Consider the following 26,015-nt stretch of genomic DNA (forward strand, 5'->3'; position numbering starts at 1 on the left):
TAAAGCGTCAAAGTTTGCCTCATCAGACTGCCGATAACTTCGATGTGGGGTGCAATGCTCCACTGAAGGCTCTCCTGCAAGCCTTCCAGTCAACTCAGGTTCTCGCCTCACTGCCTTCCCCTCCTCTCTCCCATCCTGCCTCGGTCTCTCACTAGGACAAGACATGAAGTCACTTCTTTCTCTCGGCGTGGCCGCTATGGCCATCGTGTTTGCCGCCGGTTGCTGCTGCCCTCGGCAGTATGCGTGTGTGAATCCTTGCGTACCTGATCCCTGTGAAACGGTGATTTCCGGATGCGGACACAGCACCTGGTTCCAACGAAAAATCAGCTGCTGGCGTGCTCGCCGGGCTGCTCGTCGATGCGGTTTTGGTCTGTGTGGCAGCAGTTGCTGCGGAGACACAGCAGCTGCAAGCTGTGGTTGTGACAGTGGTTGTGGTTCAGGCGCCGGTTTCCTGCTGGGTGGGACAAGCGGTTGCGATAGCTGTGGCGGTGGTGGAGCGATGAGCGCGGGAGCGTCGTTTGCCCCGTCGGCTCCGCCTGTGCCAGCCGCTGCCCCGGTGCCACCGGTTCATAACCCAGCCCCAGTTCATCCAATGACGCCGATGCCAATCCCTGAGTTCAACTCCAGCCAACGAACCATGACTCCTGGTGGTCAGTTTGTGCAAATGGAGCCACAGCAGGTTTCTTATGAGGAGTTTCAGCGATTGCCGGGCGTTGTCATTCAGGGGCCAACACCCACAGGGGCACCTTCCATGGTCGCAGCTCCCACCTTTGCTCCGGTGAATACGGCCACAGTCAGCAATGTTCCCAGCTTTGGCATTCAGCCTCAGTCAGTTCCAGTGGCTGTTCCCCAGCAGGTACAACCCACAACCATCCAGCCTGTCCAGTTTTTACAGCCTGTCCAGGCCCGGCCAGCCACACCTGCCTGGACTCCGGCTCACTAAAGCCAAGTCTGGTTTCATACTGGAGATTCATGCCTAATACGCTTTCCAGGAATCAATGGCGCGTTGAGAGTTGCGTCAAGCCTGCTTGCCTCAAAGCCGCAAGCAGGCCACGCAAGGCGCAATTTAACCCTGGGTTCCGTATGACAAGAGACGTGCCGTCTGATTTTTGTTGAGAAAAAAGCAGAAAACTCCTGGTTCCCAAAGGGCCAGGAGTTTTCTGCTGCGCGCTGAGATTGGAAATTCACTTTTGAAAAATTCAAGGCAACCAAGCAGGAGTGCGAATGCCCCGCAGTTTCATGTATTTCGATCAGCGGCAAACATGGCTCCATTTCAGTCATGGGCCGTATGAAAATCAGAGCTTGAGCGACCTCTTGAAATCAACTCACTCAACTGACCGTTAGAGCTTGTTGGGCAAGGCAAGAATGTCGTAGTGAGCGCTCTCCATGAGGTTATCTCGTGTGAGACGTTCGCCGATCCCGACAGGCTCCACAGCGATTTTGCTAACGGTGTAGCCCAGATTTTCCAAGAAAATCAGTAGGTTCTCACGATATGAGCGACTTGTCTTACTAAAGACTTCGGCCTTAATCGTTGGGCGGAATTCACGAAGAATCGATTCCATCGATTTCAGGACAAACAGGTCGTAGCCCTCCGCGTCCACCTTGATGAAACTCAGTCGAGGAAGGTCATCAGCGTAGTCGGATCGCAGTTCTTTCTCGAGATTCACGGCAAAAACGGTCAGATTAAAGGGGTGCCCATGGCTGAGAACGGAAATATCCTGATGGCGTCCGCCGTTGCAGAAGCCGGAGTCTGAATACTCAAACTGCATGAACCCTTCTTCGGAACCGGCTGCAGCCATCAGGGATCTGATGTTAGAGATCTGACGGTTTGCCCGGGCGTTTTTTTCTAACACATGGTAGAGATAGGGATTAGGTTCTAACGCCAGCACACAGCCAGAGGATCCCGCCGCAATTCCCATGGGTAAGGTTGTATCACCACAATGGGCACCGATATCGATACAGAAATCGCCGGGCTGGATATAAGCCTGATACGCATCCACCAGTGCTGAGGTCATGGGCCATATTGAGCTGCTCGGATGCTTCCAATGAGCATACTTTGCGACACCGCGTTTCCCCAGGTCGTATTCGATCACCTCATAAAGGTAATGCTTGGGTTTCCCCTTAATACCAACGATCTGCAGCAGATTCTTCAGCTTCAATTCTCACTCCCTGATCCAGTTTACCGGAGATCTGCTAACTGAACATGCGCGGCATTCTGGCGGTGCGAGATTCGCTTGTCAATTCTGATGTTTTGCTGAGAGCGGTTGCAGCCGGACAGTATTAACCCGTTGACTCCTTGCAAGTTCTCGCTCGGAATCCATTGCAGCGAATGCTGCCCTTAAGTCAGGTGCTCCTGCTGAATCAATTGTGAATCGCGGTATCAGACCGACGGGAGGATTTCTGGCCGATACTGATATGCGGAGCAGGCAGGCGATGGATCTGAGGCTCGTCGTCAGTCAATAAGACTTCTTCGTGCGTCGATTCTTCGTTCGATAGTTTTGCAGCCTCGTCGACCATCTGCTTGCGTTTATCTGCGTTGCGATCTGGCAGGCAGCAGAGCAGGGCGGGCAGGAAGACCAACTCGCCAAGAATCGACACCACCATCTGAGCTGACATCAGGCAACCAAACCGGGCCGTCGGGGCGAAGCTGCTCAAGCAAAGTGCCAACATCCCAGTGCTGGAGATAATCGTAGAGTCCAGCATGGGTTCGCCAGAATGCTCCAGAGCATGCCTGACGGCTTCCGCGGGGCTTTCACCTCGCTTGATCGAATGATTGTACTGAACCAGGAAGTGGAAGGTGCAATCGACCGAGATCCCCAGCGAGATGCTGCCAGTCATCATCATCCCGATATCCACCGGCATGCCGAAAAATCCGACGGCTCCAAACACCAGCCAGATGGGGACGATGTTGGGCACCATCGCGATGAGGGTCGCAACAACCGAACGGAGGGAAATCAGCATCACAAGGCTGATTGTTAATACGGCGGCTGTAAAGCTTTCCCAGAAGCCAGCGAAGATTTCTTTCTGCGCGCTATCCAGGAGTGGAGTCATCCCGGTGTAATGGATCGGGAATGAGGCCGTCTGACTTTCGATATCATGTAGAACCTGATCGGCTCCACCGCCCACACGCGGGTCATCCTGAACACGGATGGAAATTCGCCACAACTTCTGATCGTTGGCAACCAGCCCGTCATCACCCTGGTAGCTACGAGCTGTCGAGAACAGGCGTGCCGTTGCCAGAGGCCCATCCGGTAACTCATCAGGAAAGAACGTTCCCAGGCTGAGCACGTGCCGTACACCTGGCTGCTGACGGATGATCGTCTCCAGTTCACGGATCATCTGAAGCTGGTCAACAAAAGTCATGTCGCGTCCGCTGAAGTCGACAACGGCTTCAATGGAATCCACATTTGTCAACTCTTTTTCCACGCGTCCCAGGTCGAGCAGAACCTGACTGTCACGTGGGAGGAAATCGACAGGGTCAACATCCGGACGAAGGCGTGAGACACCCACCGCCGTAATGACCAGCATGACCGCGCCAGCAGCAAGAATGCCATGACGATGACGGTTCACGCAGCCAGCCCACCAACTGAAATCAACGTGGTGAATACGGAATGATTTGGCAGCACAGTCAGGCCAGACCATCAGTAAGGCGGGAGTTAACCCCAACCCAACAACCATGGCAACGACTGCCCCAGTGGCGGCGGCATATCCAAACTGAGCCACGGGGAGAATGCTGCTGACATTCAGTGAAACCAAACCAAGAAGTGTTGTGAGTGTTGACAGAAAGCAAGGATTGAACGATGCCCGGAAGGCGTGATCCAGTGGCTGTGGTTCGCCAGTTTCTACGGCATCGGTGTAGTAACTGACAAAGTGGACTGCGATAGACAGTGTGAAGATCATCACCAGGACAGAGAGCGAGCCAAGGATGAAGTTCATTTCACCGCCACACCAGGCGATAATCGACTGCGTGACGAAGATCCCCCAGAGCGTGACCCCCAGAATCCCGAGTGACAAATTCCAGTGGCGCAGAGAGAAGTAGAGCAGCCCCAGGCAGATCGCGAGAGTAATGGCAAAGAACTTACGGCCAGACTTCGCGTTTCCCAGGTGATCCAGTTCCGTCACAATCACAGGTGCCCCTGTCAGCGCGACATGAGCCGAGCTGAGTTGGCAATAATCGAGAACTTCCCGAACCTGGCTGACAGTTCCTGCGCGATCTTTTGTCCCTTTTTCTGACAAGACGGCAAACAACCCGACCATTCCACGATCCGAATTGGTCAGCAGTCCTTCCAGGCGGCGATGGGCTTCGTCTTGTTCGACTCCCAGTGATTCCATACGAAACGTCAGGCGATGTGGCGTCCAGCAACTGCGGATGCCAGGAAGTCGCTCCAATCGGCCAGCCAGGGCTTCCATGGCCTGGGTGTCGACCGCGGATGTTTCGACCCCGACCAGAATCACTTCTTCAGCACCAAAGTCGAGCTTGAACTGCTCGTAGGTCTGGCGGACGCCGGTATCTCGGGGCATCCAGGTTTCAATGTCGTTATTCGACTTGATGGATTCCGCCTGATACCAGAAGAGCGGCATCGTTAGCGCCACGAACCAGAGCATGTGCTTATAGTATCGGGCGTACAGGGTCGAAATCATGGGCCAGCCATTCCCTGCAATGCAGCGTCAAGCCTTACACCATTGAACCGGCTTACTTAACCGGAGGCATAAGCACTAGATGGGGACAATCAGTCGTGAAATGCGAACGGAATTGTTGGCGATGAGATTTCACCCAAAGCACTCGTGCCGTGTGACGGCTTTCTCTTGGGGTTTCATGCGTCGTTACGTCCTCCGTTGTCGGACTTGACGACCTGTTCAACCCCGCTTTTCAACCTTGACAATGCACTCGGTAAGAACAGTCGCGAACATCACATGACACGTGTTGGAATACAGAGTCTGGATTGAGTCAGCATCCATGGCCTGCCATCTCTGGTGAATGTCGTGTTTAGCGAGAATCCTTAAGAGGTCTTGAATCTGTGGACGTTTTGCACCGCGCTGGATAGAAAAAAGTTGTCAACGATCACAGTTGTCAACGATCACAGTTGTCAACAATCACAGTTGTCAACAATCAAAGTGGCCTGCGAAGCTGAACGTCCCTTCCTTGACCGGGCAGGGTCTCTCACATTGGATTGCCTGAAATCCCATCATCCCTGAACTCTTCGGCATTCACTGCGGCTCTTTAGAACCTTGTCCTTTGCGAGCCAGACATTCCTCACGATGTAATCACTTTACGCAGTCGTCATTTTTTACCTGCCTGCCATCCTCTTCGATTGCAGGGCGTCACCAAAGCCCTTCCTGGCTCACAGACCAATTCTGACGGGGGGATGAATACAGCAGTCAGGTGGTGTGAGAGTCAGTGGAATGTCGCTGTTGCGTTCGTTACGCTCACTTGCGATTGAGATCTTCCCGATTTCCACTATCAATTCGTGATGCTCTCATGTGCATGGCGGTGAACGGGGAGTCATGGAGGCGGCAAAGCTGGCTCAGCACCACTCTTTTGATAAAAAGGTTGGCGATGACCAGTACGTTTCCAACGAAACGTTTGGACACTTTCCTTTAGCCAGTACACGATCTTCAGCGTCTTCTGAAATCATCCCTGGCCATGGGAAGTGATGGCCATTGAATGTTTGAATAATTGTTTGAATATCAGTGCAGGAGCAGGCGAGTGCAGCGTCAGAATGAAGTCAAAGGTGGGGGCCATTTCGCGAACGAGAAAAGCTTTCGTGTGCTGGGCGTCTGCACATTGATCGTTCTGGCCATTATTGCACGATTTATCCCGCACCCTCCCAATTTTTCTCCCATTGGGGCTGTGGCACTGTTCAGCGGTGCCTATCTGGCTGACCGCCGACTGGCGATGCTCGTTCCGCTGGTGATCCTCGCCATTTCCGATGCGATGATCGGTTTTCATAGCTTGGCCCCCGTCGTTTACGGGTGCTTCGTGATCAACGTCCTGCTTGGTCGGTGGGCGGGCCTGAACAGTGGCCCAATCACGATTGGTACGGCGGCACTGGCCGGTTCTGTACAGTTTTTCCTACTGACAAACCTGGCAAACTGGTGGGCCTATTATCCTCATACCCGCGAAGGATTGCTGGAGAACTATGTTCTCGCGATTCCTTTTTTCCAGAACAGCGTGGCTGGCGACCTGTTGTTCACCATGGTTCTCTTTGGTGGTTGGAACCTTGCGATGCGATTTGTGAATAGCGATCAGGAATCCCCTCAGGCGAATGAAGTCTGAAACGGTGGATACCCAACGTCTTGATTTCGTATCGGGACAGTCTTGATTTCATCTCCGAACAATGGAGACCTGTTTCATTGGGGGAGTGGGTTCGTCAAGCGTTCGATCCTGGCCGATTCCTTGCTGGTCGCGATCCGGTCTTGCCAGAGTTGCTGCGAAAGCTCGGCAATGATCTCCGGGCGAGCATCCTCAACACTTAATTCACCGGGGCGTGTGTCAGTAACTTCTATCAAATGAATGCCGACAAGGGATTCAATCGGCGGACTGATCTCTCCCGGCTTCAGAGCATAAGCCGCTTCGCTCACGGGGGCAGGAAGTCGTCCACGCCAGCCAAACCAGCCCACGTCGCCCCCTGTTGACGCCGCGGGGGATTCGCTGAACTTGGCGATGGCTTCGGGGAAAGTCATTTTTCCTGTCGTGATGGCCTTCTGGATATCTGCCACCTTCTGGCGGGTGGTTGGGTCAGGTTTTCGATTTGGCCAGCGAATGACCAGTTGACGGCCGCGTAATCGTGTACCATTCCATCGGTTGAGATTTTTTTGATACTCCGCGCGGATCGCCTCTTCACTCAGTTGAGTCTTTGCATAGATCTGCCATCGAAGCGGCAGGGAGAGATCATCACCCCAGACGGCTTCAGGCAGTCCCCAGCCTGTTGTCAGAGTTGGCAGATCGTATCCCAGGTTTTTCCACTGCGCTATCACCTGAGCCTTTCGCTCAAGCAGGCTGTTGGTGGTGACTGTTGCCTCGGATTTGGCGAGAAACTCCCGCAATAGCTCGCTGTCGATCAGGAGTTCGACCAGAACGGGTCTTGAAGCCAACGCCTTTTCATCAGGGATGCCCCGAGAAATCCGCAGGAATTCAACTTGTGCTTCCGTGATCGGTCGGCCATTGACCTTCGCTACCACAACCGAATGGCGAACTGGCTGAGTTGTCCTGGATTCTGCAACCTGTGCTATTGCGACTATCGGTGCGAGAAATAGAACGAGACCAAGCATGGCCGCATAAATGAGCCTGTCGAGACTCATTCTGTTGGGACTGCCAGAGCTTCTCAAATCAAATAAGCAATCAGTCATGATGGTTCATTCAAATGAAGCGAGCTTAGTGAATCGGTTTTAACCATTCTCAGTGTATCAGTTGTCTCTGAGCACCGATTGGTTTTTGCCAATCGCTGAGGTGTATTTCTATGTTGCCATCTTGCCTATGGCGAGAAATGATTTTTGATCACTTGATGACCCGCGCCAGACAGGATCTCTCACTTCGCATTGGGCGAGGTATCAATAAAAATGACCCGGAAGCGGCCATCCTAGGGGGGCGAAGGATGACCACTTCCGGGGCGATCGGAGGCGCTATTTCAACAGGGGGCAGACTGGTCATCAATGACAAGTCGAGCCATGCCAGTTGTTGTCAGGCAGCGAAAAGCCATCGCGAGCATCCATGCCAGCGATGGCATTCGGCGGAACAATGGACTAACCACTCAAGGCTGAGTTGAGACCCCATCATTCCGCGTTAAACCTGGAAGGAAAACCTTCCTGACCTCTGCGGCACATCCGTGTGCGTTCGAGGCGGGCGAAACATAGGTGCGACTTCCAAACGGGTCAACAGGGAAATGCAAAAACTTACTTCGGCGAAAATCGCCGTTGAAATATGTTCCTCATCGGCACGATTGATTTTGTGATCTCAGAATCAGATCTTTGATTGCTCAATAACGACCCGGGTCGGCAGAAATGTCGGGTTCTTTTCATGAGCCGAGTTCTGTTAAAATTTGCGGGATGTCTCATTCACGCAAGATCTATGGACTTGCCGATGGAATGAGGCAGTGGACAAGATGCCGAGATTCGCCGGCTATTTATGAGTCGCGAACCGCCGGATGTTCATCGAATGTAATCCTGGTTCTGCTTCGTTAAGCCACCTTGACAATTCTGCTCAACCAGACCTACAGTCCGTCGATCAAATTCATGTGCGAATGGAGTCGCAATGACCGCTACGATCTCGCTGACCTCGGGTTCTGTTTCGTCGGTTCCATTCATTGACCTGGTGCCACAACACCAAGCCATTTCTGATGAAGTCATGGCGGCTGTCCAGAAAGTCTTCGCTGAACAGCGATTCATTCTGGGCGACGAAGTCATCGCATTGGAAAATGAAGTCGCGTCTTACTGTGACTCACGTTTCGCCATTGGGTGTAACTCGGGAACAGACGCCTTGATCATCGCCCTTCAGGCGGTTGGACTTCAGCCGGGCGATGAAGTCATCACTTCACCTTTTTCGTTCTTCGCAACGGCTAGTTCGATTGTGCGAGCCGGTGGAAAACCGGTCTTTGTTGATATCGACGCCAAGACGTTCAACATGGACGCACAGGCTGTTGAAGATGCAATTACACCTCGTACTAAAGCAATTATGCCTGTCCACCTCTTTGGGCAGTGCTGCGATATGGATACACTCTGGCGAATTGCGACCAAGCATGGTCTTTCGATTATCGAAGATGCTGCTCAAGCGATTGGTGCCGAGTACCAGGGTCGCAAAGCTGGTGTGCTGGGAAGCGTGGCCTGCTTCAGCTTCTTCCCCACCAAGAATCTCGGTGGCGCTGGCGATGGTGGCATGATGACCACCGACGATCCGGAAATCGCTGCCCGACTCAAACGGCTCCGCGTTCACGGCGACATCGGTCAGTACGAACACATCGAAGTGGGTATGAATAGCCGGCTTGATGCACTTCAGGCAGCTGTCCTGAGGGTGAAGCTGAGGCACCTGGAATCCTGGACAACAGCGCGCCAGAAGAATGCCCGCCGATATGCTCAAATGTTGACGCAGGCTGGCTTAACCGATTCACTGGTAATGCCACATGCCTCTAGCGAAAGTCGGCACGTTTACAATCAATACTGTGTTCGAGTCAAAGATGGCCGCCGCGACGAAGTGATGACAGAGCTTCGCAGTCGTCAGGTGGGTTGCATGGTCTATTATCCCAAGCCACTCCATCTCCAGACCTGCTTTGCACCTCTCGGTTATCAGGCAGGGCAGTTCCCTGAAGCGGAAGCCGCTTGTAAAGACATTCTGGCTCTGCCGATTTACCCGGAGCTTCCTGCTGCTCATCAAGATCGCGTGGTTTCAGCGCTGGTCGAAGCCTGCCACGGTGTCAGTCATTCGCAAGCAGCCCGCAAAGCGGCTTGATCAACCGGTAGCAATGCTTGTCTGATACGCTTTCCAGAAATCAACAACAACGCAAGCATGGCACACAAAGCGCTATTTCAAATTGAAATGCGTATAAGCATTGCTAAATGACATTTTTGAGAGGTGTGCGGTCTCCCCGTCACACCTCTTTTCTTTTTATGAGTCGTCAGGCGGGCGCGACATTTCAAGCAGTCGGCATGGGTCGATTTCCTTTGAGGAAATCACGAGCCATCAATCAAAATGGAAGCCGTTGACCAGTGCCTGCATTTCATCCACGCTGGCTGTCTCAGCGTTAGCGCTCCAGTGGACATTGCAGCGGGCCTCGTTGCCACCCGTGAGTTCTTTGGCCACGACAGTAATGCGGCGGTTTTCGTCGTAACGATAAGTCAGTTCTACGGGCGATCCCACAGGCAAGCCGGCAGGCAAGCCCGTGATTCGGAAGTCACCAATAAAAGTACAGCCATCGACCTCTTTCGTTTCGCCCTCCAGCAGACGGACAAGAATCCCCGCAGGGTTGGGAGTGTTGGTCACAAATCGTTGCTTGAATTCACAAGGGAGGGCAGTGTTCCTTGGAATCATAATGTGATTGAGCTTTTTGGAACGATCCCCAGGCGGTGTAATTTCAATTCCTAACGAGTGCGAATTGACGTCAACCGACTCAATCGCCTGGAGTCGGTTGACAACCGCTTGCGTCTGTCCGAAGACTCGCCCAGTTTCTCTTGCCTGAAGAATCCCTGCATGGATGGCGGCACCTTGGGCAACAGCTAATTGGGGATCAAGGATGCGGATCGGTGTTCGACCACAAAGCTTTTCCAGCATTGTCCCGACCCCGGACATGTAGGTCGAGCCGCCGATCAGCAAGACTTCATCGAGTGAGGAGGGATCAACACCGACCCCATCCAGCACAAATTCCGTCGTGTCTCTGGTGCGTTGCAGGAGATCAGCAGTCAGCCGTTCAAACTCTTTTCGAGTGATCACGGTTTTGACAGATTTCTCTTTGTAGTCAAACTGAAGTGATGCTTGTGCATGGTCAGAAAGAGCCCGCTTGACGTCATCACATTCATCCGTAAGCGATAGCCGGGATCGGGCATCGTCGCGGGGATCTAAACGGTAGTTCAAACGAAACTGCTCGGAAACATGATTGACCAGCCGTCGTGTCCAATCAAGCCCGCCCAGAAACGTATCCCCATCGGTAGCGAGCACACGAAACTGCTGGGCGGAGTAACGAACGACAGTCACATCAAATGTGCCGCCACCGAGATCATAAACAAGAATCGTTTTTTCCCGAGCCGCCTCACCTGCAGCTTTCTGGCCTAAATCCCCTTGTTGCCAGGCATAGGCCAGAGTGGCTGCCGTCGGCTCATTCAAGAGATCTACCACATTCAAGCCGGCAATCTGACCGGCATTAAGTGTCGCGCGTCGGCACGGATCGTTGAAATAGTAAGGAACCGTGATCACCGCGTTAGCAACCGGTGCCCCCAAGCGCGCTTCGGCATCCTGCTTGAGTTTCATCAGTATCAGGGCAGAGAAGAAGTCGGCATTGAGGGATTGCCCGTCAATCACTTTCACATAATCAGGGTTGCCCATCTGTCGCTTGATACCAACGATCACGCGATCAGGGTTGACCTCGCGAATCCAATCGCCGTGGGGGCCGACGACAACCTCCCCATTGTCATTGAGGACAACGATTGAAGGCGTGATGGGTTCGCCATCCGAATTGGGGATAATGACTGGTTGGCCCTCGGGTGAAAGGCTGGCAATCCCTGACGAGGAGGTTCCCAGATCGATGCCAACGGTCAATCCTTCAACAAACTGCGTCATGAGGAAGCCCGACGAAAAATGGAGACAAATTCGATAAAAAGACTCTGACTGGCCTCTAGTCTACCGGATCCCTGACGGCAGCGAAGCAGTGGTAAGGTGTTCCCATCGCTGATTCATTGATTCTTCATACGCAGTGCTTTGTCAACAGTGTTATGTACGCAGCACGACGGGGTATTTTCTGGCGGATCCCCATGAGTCCTGAAGCCGAAGGAGAGGTCGTTCGGTGTCAGAAAATTGAAAACAAGAGCCGCAAAAGCGGTGTGTCCCAAATCTTTCCTACAGATCAATCAAATTTGGCGTAACCATATGGAGCATTGTGGCTTTTGGTGCGAATTGGGATTAATCTAGAGGAACCTGTCACGCGCAGTTCCACAGCCACCACAGAGCCTTTGAGTCGACTCTCGCAGCGGAACATCCGATCATGTCTCATCTGCCAAAAAAAGTCTGTTTTGCAATCGTTACTGCTGTCGCAGTGGCATGGGGAGCAACACCTTCAGAGTCGGCGTTTGCGCAGCCACCCGCTCCAAAAGCCAGAGGGGGGAAGGCTCGTCCCGGGTCTTCACCAGGGATGCCCGGCGGCCCTTTTTCTCCCGGTGCGATGCCATCTGGCGGCGGTATGATGCCGGGTAGCGGACGGCCACTTCCTTCACCAACTCCTAAAGTGATTCCAGGCTCTGACCGCGATAATCGTGATTGGGTTCCTCCTGACTCGGAAAAGCTGCCTGCTGACTATCGATTGCCCGTCAAACCACTCGAAATGACCCGACTCGACAAACCTTTGGCGACTCAAAAAGAACTGGACGAGCTTAAGCGAGATGTCGGAAAATATCGCACCGTGGTGACTAACGGTGAGTTGGCCAGTGATGCCGATAAGAACCTTCTCAAAAAAGGGATTCGCTATCGTCTCGCCTTGATGACCGACCCACAGAATCGCGAGAAACTGTATCAATTCCGCGAAGATCTGACGGTGCGGGATATGCAATTCGCTGCGAAGAACAAGTCTCGTCCGGATGATATCCGCAGCTTTCGGACGGCCTTTTGCGACGAAATTGTGAAACAGGCGACACCGTTGCTCGATAATAATTTTTATGTGCGGCTGCAAATTGCCATGCTATTAGGGGAACTCGATGTTCTTCCCAATGACCCTCGCAACGGACTTCAGGTTGTCGCTTATGCTCCGGCTGCCAAGCCATTGCTGGGAATTCTCAATGATCCCGCACAACCTGAAGCCATTAAAACGGCGGCCACGAACAGCCTGCATCGTATCTTGAAGGTTGGTCAGCCCGACTCGAACCTGAAGGCTGAAATTGCTCAGGCTGGCGTGTCTCAACTGGCTTCACTTGACTCGCATTTCTGGTATCAAATGCGGCTTGTGCAGATGCTGAGTGCGAATGACACGATTTACGATCGTGCAGAACGCAAGCCATTCCTCTGGGCGACATTGCTAGGGGTGCTGAATGATCCCAAGCGGCATTGGCTGGTTCGCGGTGAGGCGGCTCGCGCGCTGGGGCGTATTGCCTACGAACCCTCTGTTCCAGCGGCAACCGTCATGAAGTCGTTAGCCGACTTTGGGGTGGAACTGGCAGGGGCGATGAAAAAATCTCCTCAGGATGAAGCCTTACTTCGCTCAGCGCTAGTTAAACTGTATTTAGCTTTCCAGCCGCTGGATGATTCTGATCGTGACGCTTTAAGGCGAAACGCGGGCGGCTTACTGGCACACAGTACACTGGCCCCGCAAGCGAAGCCGGTTTACGAACAATTGCTGCCTATTGTGAGAGCTGCGATAAAGAAACAGCCCATTCCGGTTGATTCAGTGAAGAATCTTCAAGCTCTGGGAAATGAGAAGCCTGCTGCTTCTCCGGCAGCCAACAGCTCGCCGGCCCAGGGTTCTCAAAGTGCCGTCAATTCAGCGACCCCTATTCCTGCCAGCCGCAATTGAGTTTCCAAGTGACCATTGAACCAGCACCCTTGTCTGCCCAGAGTCCGGGGGCTTCCGATCCAGCTTGTCTGAAAGTTGAACGCCGAGGCCCGGCCGTCTGGCTGACACTTGCGCGGCCAGCGCGTCGCAACGCATTGTCTGAACGAATGCTGGAAGAGTTGGAACTCAACCTTCTGGCCATCCGGAATGACCGGTCGATTCGGGTGGTTGTGCTGGTGGCAGAAGGGCCAGTGTTCTGCTCAGGCCATGATCTTTCAGAAATGCGCGGCCGATCAGAGGCTGACTATCAGCATTTGTTTGCCCGCTGCTCGCGCGTCATGCTGGGGTTTCGACAACTGCCTCAGCCGGTGATTGCCGGAGTTCAAGGGTTGGCAACTGCTGCGGGCTGTCAGTTGGCTGCAGCTTGTGATCTGGTTGTCGCTTCAGAGACAGCCGGTTTCGCGACTCCGGGTGTAAAAATCGGTTTGTTTTGCACCACTCCCATGGTTCCTCTGGTGCGAGTTGTGCCTCCGCGAATTGCGATGGAGATGCTGCTGACGGGGCGTGTTGTTCCTGCCCAGGAAGCCAGACAGATCGGGCTGGTGAATGTCGTGGTGCCGCCTGATGAACTTCATGCGACCATTGAAAAATATGTCGAGGCGATCGTTGCTGCGAGCGCGACCACGATGGAATTCGGAAAACGGGCGTTCTATGAGCAAGAGCAACTTTCAGAGGCAGAGGCCTATACGCGTGCGGTCAGTATTATGACCAGCAACGCGATTGCCAACGATGCTCAGGAAGGGATCTCCGCATTTCTCGAAAAGCGGCTTCCTCAATGGGATCATGCTCCCGCAACTTATCCAGAAAATTAACCGTCCCTGAAATCTGTTTACCGCAAGCAGTGATCCACCTGTTTTCAGGATGGCTCAATTTGGGGCTTCTTCAAGGTTGAGCCATGCCGCTCCCCACGTTCGATGATCTGTTTTCGCAGTTGGATGCGAAGCGTCCTGGGATTGAAGTGGTAGCCGCTGGCGGTGCTGATCCCACGGTGTTGGCAGCGATGTCGGAATCCGCCAAACGAGGTTGGATATCCCCGATCGTGACCGGGAATTTGGCAACCATTCAGCAGTTGGCAGATTCTCTGGGTGTGTCGCTGGAACCATTCCGAGTCATCGATCTCCCTGAAGAAGAAAACGATGGCGCAGCACCTGCCATGGCGGCAGTGGCTGAGATTCGCGCGGGGAGAGCACAGATTCTCATGAAAGGGCAGATTGCCACTCCTTATCTGATGAAAGCCGTTCTTCAGAAAGAAATGGGCCTGCGAACTCAAGAGGTCATCTGCCAGGTGGTGCTGATGGAACTGCTTTCGCATGAGCGTCGTTTTTTGATGACCGATACAGGGATCACCATCACTCCTACGCTCGAACAAAAGCAGCAGATGCTGGCGCATCTCGTCAAGGCTGGGCGTGGGCTGTCTGCCCTGAGTTCTGACTCTTCTACTAAGAAATCAGAGACACTTGGGAAATCAGAGACGCCAAACGCGGATCATCAATTCCGGATTGGATTGATGGCTGCCACGGAAAAAGTCTCAGAAGCCATGCCAGACACGCTTGATTGCCCGGCCTTGTGTGCGTTGGCGGAGACCGAGGCTTACTCTGATTGCATTATCGAAGGGCCACTGTCATTCGACATGGCGATGGATGCCCAGGCCACCAATCGTAAAGGTCTGGATCGACAGATCACGGGGAACGCGGATGCCATGCTCTTTCCGTCATTGCAGTCCGCAAATCTGACGGTCAAGGCGATGATGTATACAGCCCACTGCCGATTTGGTGGGATGCTGATGGGGACATCTCATCCTGTGGTCTTCATGTCACGTGCGGATGAAACCAGCACACGACTCAACTCTCTGGCACTGGCGATCTCGACGGCCCTTGTTTAGTGAATCAGGGAAGTTGATGATCTGAAGTCTCTGTTTCGGGACTTCAGGCTCACTCCTGAATCGTTCACGCCAGAGCGTTTAAATTTTGCACGAGAATCGGGATTAACAACGTGATCCCAAGGCGCTTGCCAGGGGTTCATCGAGTCGAGGATCAATCCGGGCCGAGTTGATATCGATGATCGTGAGCAATTCCACGATGGCATCTACACGATTGCGGCATGACTTCAGAAAATTGCCGTGAGCCCAATCGATAATGATGAGGTTTTCACAACCTTCGGCCAACTTATTGAAGACGATGCCCACGGTCGAGGGATCAAGCATGGGGTTCGGAATGAGTTTGGGAATGGCTGACATCTGCCCAAAGCTCTCATCGTTGAATTCGATCCACTTTTTGACACCGCCCAGATGCTCAAGTCGCCGGTGTCGACAAAATGAGCGCCAATGATGGCGATACCAGTCGAGAATGGCACTTTGGCCTAAATCCCGTCCTACTTTTTGGCTTTCCAGCCATTTGTGTTCTTCGGCCGCTCTTCGGGCCGCGACATGCAGGCTTTGGGGAGCCACCATGGCTTCGTGGCTTTGACAAGAGAGCCACGCCGGTAGGAGTGAAATGGCTGATCGATCCATCAAAGACTCACATTGAGAGGAAATCCGACGGCCATTGCTTTCGAGCCATGCCCCGGATGATCAAAACCTTCTCCGCGATTCATTAAAGACTATCGATGAATGATGGGGAGAACCACCTCAATAGGGGCGGTTAAATAAGATCTTCCCAAAAATGGGATTCTGCAAAATGTTCTCTATCGGCGGAATCGCAGATTTCTTGCCACTTGCTCAGAATGCCAGATCTCCCTCATGAAAAGGAATCTGGCGTGGGCAATTCAGAAATTGTGGCGGCCTTGGAAGAACTAGCGGACCTCCTCGAGATTTTGGGAGAAAACACATTTCGTGTTCGCGCCTATCGCAGTGCGGCCCGCACGATCGATGGCCTGTCTGACGATGTGGCCACATTATTAAATGACTCCCCCACTGCGTTATTAACGCTGGATGGCATTGGGAAAGATCTGGCCGAAAAGATTGCGTCACTGGCAAACACAGGCAAACTCCAGCAGTTGGACGAGGTTCGCTCTCAAGTTCCGACAGGTGTTGTGCGGATGCTTCGCATTCCGGGGCTGGGGCCAAAGAAGGTGGCAACGCTCTGGAAGGAATTACAGGTTCAAACATTGGATGATCTTCAGGCGGCGGCAACCGCTGGCCAGATTGCCAGTTTGAAAGGATTCGGCAAGAAAACAGAGCAGAGTATTCTGGCTGGCCTGACTCAAGCGCGTGATTCTGGTCGGAGAGTCTTGATTTCGGTGGCACGAAGTGCTGCGGAAAACATTGCGAAGAGTCTTCGGAATGTTCCCGGAGTGCAACGGGTTGAAATTGCAGGAAGTGCTCGCCGATGGAAGGAGTCCTGCGGGGATCTTGACATTCTGGCTTCAGCGGCAGATTCCACCGAAGTGATGAATGCGCTCGCAAAGCATCCTCTGGTCGCACAGGTTCTTGCCCGAGGAGAAACCAAACAGCAAGTCCGACTGACTGGTGGCTTAGATCTGGATTTGCGTGTGGTTCCCCCGGAATCCTTTGGTGCAGCATGGCAGTATTTTACAGGTTCCAAGGAACACAATGTTGTTCTTCGGCGACTCTCTCAGGAACGCGGACTGAAACTCAACGAATACGGACTCTTCCGAGATGAGGAGGTGATTGCTGGTCAGGAGGAAGCCGAAATTTATGCCGCATTGGGGCTTCCCTGGGTTCCCCCGGAACTCCGGGAGAATCGCGGCGAATTTGAACGAACCCCGCCCATCGAGCTTGTCGAGCGAAAGGATCTGCAAGGTGACTTACACATGCACACCACCGCTACCGATGGGACGGCCACCATCGAAGAGATGATCGAAGGAGCAAAGGCGTTCGGTTTGAAATATATTGCCATCACAGATCACTCGAAACGGGTCGCCATGGCGAATGGCCTCGATTCGTTACGACTGCGCGAGCATTGGAAACAGATTGATGCCATCAGGCGTCAGGCAAAAGGGATCAATGTTCTCTGTGGTATTGAATGCGACATTCTGGAAGATGCCACTCTCGACTTACCCGATGAGGTTTTGGCCGAAGCCGACTGGGTGATCGCTGTTCTCCATTATGGACTGCGTCAACCAGCCGACCAGATTGAGAAGCGTTTGCTCAGTGCCATTGCCAACCCTCATGTTGATTGTATTGGTCATCCTTCGGGGCGTCTGATTGGCTCTCGAGCAGGGGCCGACATCAATTACTCCACCTTTTTGCAAGCCGCCAGCGATTATGGAGTGATGCTGGAAATCAATGCGAATCCCGCCCGACTCGACCTGAACGATGTGCAGGCTGCCCGAGCCAGGGAACTGAAGATTCCCATCGTCATCAGCTCGGACTCGCACCATGCCGCTGGCTTCAGTGTGCTGGAGTATGGCATCCATCAAGCGCGCCGCGGCGGGTTGTCAGTCGCTGATGTTGCCAATACCCGAGGCTTTGACGACTTTTGCAAGATGATTCGCAGAAACCGCTGAGTGCCCTGTCGCGGCTTTGTTTTCGGGTTGATGTCGTCGCAAAGACCTCCGTTGGCGAGCTTCACAACAGACGAAACCCGACAACAGACATGATCCGAATTTTAGACTTTGACAATGGACTGAATCGTACTCCAGCAGGTTTCGCCGATCAGTGTACAAGCCGTAAATTCGTCGGCGAAAGTCGCCGGATTGAAGTCTTGTTTGAGGAGCCAACCCCGATTGAACAATGGAGAAAATCTCTTGTAATTTCGACAACGGAGATTGCGGCAGAATTCGCGACTAAAACTGCAGAATCACCTTGACATCACGCGAATCGGCAGATTTCGCCACAGTTTGAGAGTGCTCAAAGAAATTGCAACGCATCAGTCTGTTGGCACGAAAGCTGCGAATGATTCCCAACACTCCGGCTTGCCCGTCGCAACCCGTTCGCCGATAATGAGATGTTATCAACGAATGGTCGATGAACGAGTGGGAGTCAAAGGAAAATGTTGCTTGCAGCTGCCCGAGGTTGGGCTGACTTTACAAATCGCCTTCCTTCGACATGGGAGATGCTTGCAATAGCGTTCATAACGGGATTGATGATCTGGGGGATCTTCCGGCTCAGAGCATGGTTAAGCGACGATGACGATCCTGCGGCCGCTGAACGCCAATTGCTGCTTCAACTCAACGAAATGACCCGTGAGGGTGAGTTATCAGAGGATGAATACCGATTGTTGAAGCGGAGGCTCGGTGTCAGCGTCTCAAAAACGATGAGCGGAACTTCCTCTTCATCCGTGAAACGGCCCCTGCCAGCCAAGGCATCCGTGCCAGCCGAAGCAACTGCTGAGACTGGCGTGATGGGGGGTAACCAGCAAGTTGATGCTCAACCACCCGTTGAGTCTCAATCTGTTGAACAGAAGGAAGAGCAAAAAAGCGACGAGCAGTCGCCTTAGTGTTCCTCAACTGTTTCACCAATGGGATTCAATCAGCAGAAGATAAAGAAGAAGATACTGTGGTTTGAATGCTGTGATCTCGGATCTGGTGGTTCTTTATGAACAGCAAGTCACAAAGTCACCGCCAAAATGCCACAGTAACAGGGATCGGTAACAAGGAAGATTGAAGGCGAATCGGTCTAGTGTGATGTGACTGCTTGATTTACAAGTTCCTCTGCGGCTCGCCAAAGGGGAACTGGTCATGAAAAGTCAGACACAGAATCAACGACCTGTTCGCCTGGAAGAGTTCAAGGTGGAACTCTGCAATGTAGACCTGTTCGACGGAGCAAGGATGGCCCCGTTGCGCCACGACTCAATCGAACAACGGATTCACCACCGGCAGAGTTGAAGGAAAACGGATGCCCTCAGGTCGCGATTTCATGTCCGCAGGTAAACGCGGTGCCACAGGTAAGAAGAACGCCAATTGTTCATTCTGCCGCAAAAGCTACCGTGAAGTAGGGCCTTTGGTGGAGGGGCCTGACGAAGTCTATATTTGTGGGGAGTGCATTGAACTCTGCCAGTCGATCCTCGACCAGGAGCGAAAGCGTCGTGGTGGGGCGACCAAGCTGTTCAATCGCATTCCCACACCCAAAGAGATCACCACTCACCTTGACGAATATGTCATTGGGCAAGATCGCACCAAGCGGCTTCTCTCGGTCGCGGTTTACAACCACTACAAACGACTCACAGCGGCTGCCGATGCTGAAAATGAAGTGGAAATCGAGAAATCGAACATTCTGCTGATCGGGCCTACGGGTTCAGGCAAGACGCTGCTGGCCAAGACATTGGCCCGCCTGCTGCAAGTCCCTTTTGCGATCGGCGATGCGACCACGTTGACCGAGGCCGGCTACGTCGGCGAAGACGTGGAGAACCTGCTGCTGAAACTGCTTCACGCTGCCGACTTTGATATCGAAGCCGCTCAGCGGGGGATTGTGTTCATCGACGAAATTGACAAGATCGGGAAGACCAGCCAGAACGTGTCGATCACACGTGACGTTTCCGGTGAAGGTGTCCAGCAGGCATTGCTCAAGATGCTCGAAGGTACCGTGGCGAACGTCCCTCCTCAGGGTGGTCGTAAGCATCCGGAGCAGCAGTACATTCAGATCGACACCTCGAACATTCTGTTCATCTGCGGCGGGACGTTCGTTGGTCTGGAAGAAATCATTGCCAAACGACTGGGCAAGAAGACCATCGGCTTCGGTGGCTCCAGTGTCGATGACCATAAAACACGTTCGGGGCGATTGCTCTCACAGGCTTGCACCGACGACGTTATTGAATACGGCATGATCCCCGAACTGGTCGGACGTCTGCCAATCGTGAGTGCTCTTGCTCCACTGGAAGAACAGGATCTGGTGAAGATTCTGACAGAGCCGAAGAATTCACTGGTTAAGCAGTATCAGAAGTTCTTCCAGATGGAGAACGCTGAACTGGAAGTGACTCCTGAAGCTTTGTTTGAAATCGCTCGTATCGCCCGCGCTAAAGATACCGGGGCACGTGGTCTGCGTTCGGTGGTCGAAGAATCGATGTTTGAAGTGATGTACGAACTTCCTGATATGGAATCAGGTAAGAAGTACGTTCTCACTCCAGAAGTGGTTCGTGGCGAACGCCGTCTCCGACCACTGGATGAACCTGCCGCTGCTTAATGCCCGAGAGATCGTAAATTATTGCTACGATACTCTCGTCGCATCAACCTAACAGACCGACTCATGAACTGATCGTTCTGTTTTTACACCGGCTGCCAGAAATGGCGGCCGGTGTTTTTATGGTTACTCATGATGTATGAGTCGTTTAGAAACCCGGTGGCAGGATCGATTTCAGATACGCAACGCTTCTCAGAAGGTCGCCCACCAGATCCTGGCCTTGTGTCCGCATGGGAGTCAGTTGGCCTCGGTAATCCATTTCTTCCAGTACCGCAACCACTTCGACCCAGGGAACGGCACCGTCACCAACGGGCATCTCAATTCCCCCTCGCTGGAAATCTCTGAGACCGTCTCGCAATGTCAGGTGGCCAAGATGCCCGTGAAGCGTTGTTAAAGACTCGGTCACAGGAATCCCATTCATGGCAAATGACGCGGTGTCGAAGTCGATCGCGACGCGCCCTGTGGAAACACGGCTTGCCAGTAGTTTCAACAAATCAGCAGAGTCACCCGAAGGGATGAGACAGAGCGTAGTCCCCTCATGATCCGCCACATGCGCCAGATCAGTGAGCACTTCCAATAACAGTTCAAATTTTTTCGTTTCAGGTGGCGGGGTTCCTTCCGCTCCCACCTGAGGAATCCGACCGGGACGAAGGCAGACGGTTTCCAGTCGAAGTTTACCGGCCAATTGAATGGCTCGCCGGATTGCTACCAAACGCGTGTCTAATCCCTGTTCTTCATAGAGCGACTGCTTGAGAGGAAGCCATCCGCTGTGAAGTGAGATCCCATTTTCAGCAGCGAACCTTTTTAGTCCGGCCAGTGCGGTGATCGACCAGTCAGGCCCATTGACTTCACGTGCCAGATCGAGTTGCACTCCACGTACGCCGGCGTCACTGACAGCCATCAATGCCTGGCGGATCGGAAGTTGAAAGAGTCGGGTCGGAAGCGAAAGCTGGTTCTGGTTCATGGAAAACGGGGGCAACCATTCAAAGGGAAAACAAAGATCAGAACGCAAGTCTGCATGATTGTGAGGTTCATCATCGCGTGGAACAACTGATTAGCGATTTCGGAACATCTGTCACTCGTTTCTGGATACCCACTCGTGATACCTTATTTGTTGGAACAAAAATGACATTTCTCGGAGTCATCGGAAGATCATTCTGAGAAGACTTTGGTATTTGAAAAGCGAGAACGATTGATGACGGCACGTGTTGGCCTGTGGATGGTGGGTGCTTGGGGTGGTGTCGCAACGACAGTCGCCACCGGACTTTCCGCATTGCGGCAAGGGCTGACAGCCCCCATGGGATTGGTGAGTGCCAAAGAGCCTTTTTGCAAACTGCCACTGGCAGACTGGTCAGAATTTGTGGTGGGTGGTCACGACATCCGCGATACGACTTATGCCGCCGAAGCCCAGGTCTTGTGGGAGAAGTCACGGGTTTTCTCGCCGGCATTGTTACAGCAGGTGGCTCAGGATTTTGCAGCCTGGGATCAGAATATCCGTCCTGGCGTCATGGTAAATGTCGGTGATCGCATTCGATCCCTGGCAGGAAAAAAGGCACAGGCACATGCCGAAGATACGCCGCGTAAAGCCATCGCCCGGATCCGCCAGGATTTGGAAGAGTTCCAGCAGCGGCATCAGCTTGACCGTGTGGTGATGGTGAACGTGGCATCGACCGAGCCGCCACCGGACGCTTCACTGCGAGAGATGAGTTGGCCCGAATTGAAGTCTGAATTGGAAAATCATCCCGGTTGCCCGTTACCTGCGAGTTCGCTTTACGCGGTGGCTGCTCTGGAGTTTGGGGCTTCGCACATCAACTTTACTCCCTCGGTCGGCACCGACCTGCCGGCTCTCAATGAATTGGCTCTGGAGATGGGGCAGGTTCATTGCGGTCGTGATGGAAAGACCGGCGAAACGTTATTGAAGTCGGTGCTGGGGCCGATGTTTGCCGCCCGCAACCTGCACGTCAACAGTTGGGTTGGCCATAACATTTTCGGTAATCTTGATGGCAAGGTGCTCGATGATCCCGTGAATAAAGCCAACAAGGTTCAATCGAAGGATCATCTGTTGACCGAGATTCTCGGCTATAAACCACAGACATTAGTTTCTATCGAATACATCGAATCATTAGGTGATTGGAAGACAGCCTGGGATCATATTCATTTTGAAGGATTCCTCGGCACCAGGATGGCGATGCAATTCACCTGGCAAGGCTGCGATTCCCTGTTAGCTGCCCCACTAGTGCTTGATCTTGTTCGCTTGACGGAATTTGAAGCCCGGTCTGGTTCACGCGGGTTGCTGACCTTTCTGGGATCGTTCTTCAAAAGCCCGATGGGATGTTCAACTCCCGAGTTTGCGGCTCAATACCAACAATTGGTCGATTGGGCAGAATCACGGCTCCCCTGATCTCAAAGATGCTTTTCATGTTGATTGAGTCAATTCAACTGATATCCTGTTCAATCGCCATGAATATTCCATGCTGAGAGATCGCGGGTTCCACGGGAGCGCAATCTGATGTCGGTTCCCGAATTGGCCTCGTTCAAATCTCCGTCGACAAGCTCACTTCCGGTAAGATCATGTTCCGAGAGTTTATGCTCGCAGAGATCATGGGAACGTCGTTTTCTACCACGGGGAACTTCGTTTTGTTCGGGAGGTCTTCTCAGGCTGGTGGGAGTGGCGATCTGGGCGTGCTGTCTGTGGGTGGGGTCGGTCACTACTGTTGCTGGTACTGTCGTTGCTGATGAGGTGGTTCCTGCCAGGGGAGGGGTGGTTTCTTTAGATTATAACCGTGACATCCGCCCCATTTTATCGAACAAGTGTTTTCGCTGTCATGGTTTTGATGAGAAGAACCGGGCAGCCGACTTGAGGCTGGATACCGTTGAAGGTGCCACTGCACTGCGGGATTCTCAGGCAGCGATTGTTCCTGGGCATCCTGACCAAAGCTTATTCGTTGAGCGCATTGAAAGCCGTGATGCAGATGTCCGAATGCCTCCGCTGGATTCCCCGCAACAGTTAAGTCTCGCAGAAATTGAGGTTCTCAAACGCTGGATCCGTGAGGGGGCCAAGTACCAGGCCCATTGGGCTTTCGCGCCATTAACAAAGCCTGTTGTGAATGTTCCCCAGCCTGCCGCGGAAGATTTCGTCCCTGTCTCCCCGATTGATGTGCTGATTGGAAAAGGGCTTTCAGAAAAGGGATTATCTCCCTCTCCGATAGCGGCACGGCATGTTCTCATCCGCCGGCTCTTTCTGGACGTCCTGGGACTGCTTCCTTCGCCTCAAGAAGTCGAAGAGTTTGAAAACGATAACTCGCCACAGGCCTGGAGGCAGCTGGTCGAACGCACGCTGGCCAATCCTCATTATGGTGAACGCTGGGGCAGACATTGGCTGGATCAGGCACGCTACGCTGACTCCAACGGCTACTCCATTGATGGAGCACGCGTGATGTGGCCTTACCGCGATTGGGTGATCGCGGCTCTCAATGAAGATCTCCCTTTTGATCAATTCACGATCGAGCAACTGGCCGGTGATTTACTTCCGAACCCGACGCAAAGACAACTGATTGCCTCAGCGTTTCATCGCAATACGATGATCAACGAAGAGGGAGGCGTGAAAGCCGATCAGTTCCGGCACGAAGCCATGGTCGATCGTGTGGCCACCACCGGTTCCGTCTGGCTGGGTCTTTCCATCGGCTGCGCCCAATGCCATTCTCACAAATATGATCCGATCACACACATCGATTTTCATCGGATGTATGCCTTTTTTAATGCGGCTGATGACAATAACAACCAGGGGGCGACGGTCGCTGTTCATGTGGGAGAAGTTTTTGGAATGTCTCCCGAGGCACAGGAGACACTCGCGCAACTGAAGACGTTGAACGAGCGTCAGGGGCAATTGAAAAGTGAGATCTCACAAAGTGCCCAGAAGCTCAAAAAAGAGTCAACGCCAGTCGCTCAACAGTCTCAATGGAAACGAGTGGAACTGACCAGCGCCAACACAGGGAGTAACGGTGTTCTGGCACGACTGCCCGATCAATCCGTTCTTGCCAACAAGAATCTGTCAGAGAACGACAGTTATGAATTGAGCTTCGTCTGGCCCAAAGGGGCAAAATCAGTGCGGATTGTGGCGTTGACCCATGAATCACTTCCCAAGCATGGGCCAGGATTGGCTGCCAACGGCAATTTTGTCCTGAGTGATATTTTGCTGAAACAGAACGAGAGAGAAGTTCGATTTGAGCAGGCCATCGCGGATCATGAACAGCAGGGGTATACGGCGCTGCATGCGATTGATGGTGATCCTCAAAGCGGGTGGGCCATCAATGTTTCAAAAGATCAGGCAGCCCGAAATCCTGCGTTAAAAATGAATGATCGCCATGAGATCGCCTTTTCAACTTCACTAGAAATCCTGGACGGCCCGGTGACTCTGGTGATGCGGCATGATCGAAATGCCCATTACCTGATCGGTCGGCTGGCGATCGAGGTTTCGGATCAACCGCTCTCCCGTAACTTGCAATCAACCCCTCAGCAGGAAGAACTCGCCAGACTGTCCCGGCAAATCAAACAGTTGGAACAGAAAATTCCAGGATCAGGACGTGAATTCCTGCAAATGGTGATGCGCAATCACAAGTCACCTCCTGAAACGTATCTGTTTCTTCGCGGGGATTTTCTGACTCCAGATAAGAAACTGGGGGCGCTCTCACCGGGGGTGCCAGAATCATTGCGAGATGCAACACAGCAGAAGGAGCCATTAAAAGATCGGCTTGATCTGGCGCGATGGCTTGTCAGTCCCCGTAATCCGCTGACACCACGGGTGATGGTCAATCGGGTCTGGATGCGGTATTTCGGACGCGGGATTGTCGAGACAGAAAATGACTTCGGACTTCAGGGATCACTTCCGGCATCTCCTGAGTTGCTGGATTGGCTGGCCGTTCGATTGCAAGAATTGGGATGGTCGATGAAGGGCCTGCATAAGGAAATTCTGCTTTCACAGACATATTGTCGTGAAAGCCGGATTTCACCAGTAGAGTGGCAACGTGATCCCCAGAATCGTCTGCTGGGGCGACAGCAGCGAGTGCGTGTTGATGCTGAGATTGTCAGAGACTTGATGCTCTCTGCCAGTGGTCGATTCCAACCCCGGATTGGCGGCCCAAGCGTTTTTCCCCCTCAGCCAGATGGCGTTTTTCGGTTTACTCAGAATTCCAAGCCGTGGAATGAGGAGCAGGGAGAAAACCGCAACCGGCGCACGATGTATACCATGTTTTACCGCAGCGCGCCTTACCCACTTCTGGCCACTTTTGATACGCCCGATTTCAGTTCAGCCTGCACTCGCAGGCAGCCCAGTAACACTCCTCTACAGGCCCTGGCTGTGGCGAATGATCCCATGTTTCTGGAGCTTGCGGGCGGGTTGGCAATCCGTGTCTTGAAGGAAGGACATCGATCTTCCCACGATCTCGCACGCCGCATGTGGGAGATTTGTTTGTCGCGAGTTCCTACTCAGGAAGAATTGGCGATCACGGACAAGTTCTTGCGTGAAGAGGGTCTCCGGTTACAAAAGTCACCGAAAGATTCCGCGGCCATTCGTCATCTCGTACGAGTCGATGATGTGCCCCCCGGAGTGAGTGACCATGAACTTGCCGTTGCGATCACTCTGGCCAGACTGGTGATGAATACTGATGAGTTTATCACACGAAACTGACAGGTTGTTT

17 protein-coding genes are annotated in these 26,015 nt (G+C 53.1%); 11 read left to right on the forward strand and 6 right to left on the reverse strand.

Annotated features, from left to right (window positions below):
• The first annotated feature begins 163 nt into the window (after positions 1 to 163).
• Positions 164 to 943, forward strand: a complete 780-nt coding sequence (locus SH287x_RS10580) for a hypothetical protein (RefSeq protein ID WP_479514278.1) — start codon at positions 164 to 166, stop codon at positions 941 to 943.
• A 397-nt stretch (positions 944 to 1,340) separates the two neighbouring features.
• Here SH287x_RS10580 and SH287x_RS10585 read toward each other — a convergent pair whose 3' ends face one another.
• A complete protein-coding gene (locus tag SH287x_RS10585) occupies positions 1,341 to 2,159 on the reverse strand; it encodes an FkbM family methyltransferase (RefSeq protein ID WP_479514279.1) in 819 nt (272 codons plus the stop codon).
• Between the two features lie 202 nt (positions 2,160 to 2,361).
• A complete protein-coding gene (locus SH287x_RS10590) occupies positions 2,362 to 4,641 on the reverse strand; it encodes an efflux RND transporter permease subunit (protein ID WP_479514280.1) in 2,280 nt (759 codons plus the stop codon).
• A 1,066-nt stretch (positions 4,642 to 5,707) separates the two neighbouring features.
• Between SH287x_RS10590 and SH287x_RS10595 the strand changes: the two genes are divergently transcribed.
• Complete coding sequence (locus SH287x_RS10595) at positions 5,708 to 6,277, forward strand: DUF6580 family putative transport protein (RefSeq protein ID WP_479514281.1); 570 nt, start codon at positions 5,708 to 5,710, stop codon at positions 6,275 to 6,277.
• Between the two features lie 74 nt (positions 6,278 to 6,351).
• On the opposite strand, the gene SH287x_RS10600 is transcribed toward SH287x_RS10595, so the two are convergent.
• Positions 6,352 to 7,272 carry a peptidylprolyl isomerase gene (locus SH287x_RS10600; protein ID WP_479514282.1) on the reverse strand — a complete coding sequence of 307 codons (921 nt, stop codon included), beginning with the start codon at positions 7,270 to 7,272 and terminating at the stop codon, positions 6,352 to 6,354.
• A 979-nt stretch (positions 7,273 to 8,251) separates the two neighbouring features.
• Between SH287x_RS10600 and SH287x_RS10605 the strand changes: the two genes are divergently transcribed.
• Positions 8,252 to 9,442 carry a DegT/DnrJ/EryC1/StrS family aminotransferase gene (locus tag SH287x_RS10605; protein ID WP_479514283.1) on the forward strand — a complete coding sequence of 397 codons (1,191 nt, stop codon included), beginning with the start codon at positions 8,252 to 8,254 and terminating at the stop codon, positions 9,440 to 9,442.
• Between the two features lie 231 nt (positions 9,443 to 9,673).
• Here the strand turns inward: SH287x_RS10605 and SH287x_RS10610 are convergent, their stop codons facing one another.
• Positions 9,674 to 11,263 carry an Hsp70 family protein gene (locus SH287x_RS10610; RefSeq protein ID WP_479514284.1) on the reverse strand — a complete coding sequence of 530 codons (1,590 nt, stop codon included), beginning with the start codon at positions 11,261 to 11,263 and terminating at the stop codon, positions 9,674 to 9,676.
• Between the two features lie 421 nt (positions 11,264 to 11,684).
• On the opposite strand from SH287x_RS10610, the gene SH287x_RS10615 reads away from it, so the two are divergent.
• The 3 genes from SH287x_RS10615 to SH287x_RS10625 all read left to right on the forward strand — a co-directional run bounded on the left by SH287x_RS10615 (position 11,685) and on the right by SH287x_RS10625 (position 15,123).
• Positions 11,685 to 13,202: a hypothetical protein gene (locus SH287x_RS10615; RefSeq protein ID WP_479514285.1), complete on the forward strand. Its 1,518-nt coding sequence runs from the start codon at positions 11,685 to 11,687 to the stop codon at positions 13,200 to 13,202.
• Positions 13,203 to 13,210: 8 nt separating this feature from the next.
• Complete coding sequence (locus SH287x_RS10620) at positions 13,211 to 14,053, forward strand: enoyl-CoA hydratase (RefSeq protein ID WP_479514286.1); 843 nt, start codon at positions 13,211 to 13,213, stop codon at positions 14,051 to 14,053.
• 83 nt (positions 14,054 to 14,136) lie between these two features.
• Positions 14,137 to 15,123, forward strand: a complete 987-nt coding sequence (locus SH287x_RS10625) for a phosphate acyltransferase (protein WP_479514287.1) — start codon at positions 14,137 to 14,139, stop codon at positions 15,121 to 15,123.
• A 102-nt stretch (positions 15,124 to 15,225) separates the two neighbouring features.
• Here SH287x_RS10625 and SH287x_RS10630 read toward each other — a convergent pair whose 3' ends face one another.
• Positions 15,226 to 15,750, reverse strand: coding sequence for a hypothetical protein (locus SH287x_RS10630; RefSeq protein WP_479514288.1), 525 nt, complete (start codon positions 15,748 to 15,750; stop codon positions 15,226 to 15,228).
• Between the two features lie 245 nt (positions 15,751 to 15,995).
• Between SH287x_RS10630 and polX the strand changes: the two genes are divergently transcribed.
• From polX to clpX, 3 genes are all read left to right on the forward strand, one after another.
• Entirely contained in the window at positions 15,996 to 17,708 is a 1,713-nt protein-coding gene (gene polX, locus SH287x_RS10635; RefSeq protein WP_479514289.1) for a DNA polymerase/3'-5' exonuclease PolX, read from the forward strand.
• A gap of 485 nt (positions 17,709 to 18,193) precedes the next feature.
• The gene (locus tag SH287x_RS10640; protein WP_479514290.1) at positions 18,194 to 18,640 is read left to right on the forward strand and encodes a hypothetical protein; all 447 of its coding nucleotides are present in this window, start codon (positions 18,194 to 18,196) and stop codon (positions 18,638 to 18,640) included.
• Positions 18,641 to 19,038: 398 nt separating this feature from the next.
• On the forward strand, positions 19,039 to 20,322 hold the full coding sequence (gene clpX / locus SH287x_RS10645) for an ATP-dependent Clp protease ATP-binding subunit ClpX (RefSeq protein ID WP_479514291.1): 1,284 nt from the start codon (positions 19,039 to 19,041) through the stop codon (positions 20,320 to 20,322).
• A 145-nt stretch (positions 20,323 to 20,467) separates the two neighbouring features.
• On the opposite strand, the gene SH287x_RS10650 is transcribed toward clpX, so the two are convergent.
• Positions 20,468 to 21,283 carry a sugar phosphate isomerase/epimerase family protein gene (locus SH287x_RS10650; RefSeq protein WP_479514292.1) on the reverse strand — a complete coding sequence of 272 codons (816 nt, stop codon included), beginning with the start codon at positions 21,281 to 21,283 and terminating at the stop codon, positions 20,468 to 20,470.
• Between the two features lie 231 nt (positions 21,284 to 21,514).
• Between SH287x_RS10650 and SH287x_RS10655 the strand changes: the two genes are divergently transcribed.
• Both SH287x_RS10655 and SH287x_RS10660 read left to right on the forward strand, forming a co-directional pair.
• On the forward strand, positions 21,515 to 22,720 hold the full coding sequence (locus SH287x_RS10655) for an inositol-3-phosphate synthase (protein ID WP_479514293.1): 1,206 nt from the start codon (positions 21,515 to 21,517) through the stop codon (positions 22,718 to 22,720).
• Between the two features lie 267 nt (positions 22,721 to 22,987).
• On the forward strand, positions 22,988 to 26,005 hold the full coding sequence (locus SH287x_RS10660) for a PSD1 and planctomycete cytochrome C domain-containing protein (RefSeq protein WP_479514294.1): 3,018 nt from the start codon (positions 22,988 to 22,990) through the stop codon (positions 26,003 to 26,005).
• The last annotated feature ends 10 nt before the right edge of the window (positions 26,006 to 26,015 follow it).

The sequence above is a fragment of the Planctopirus sp. SH287 genome (genome assembly GCF_056500625.1).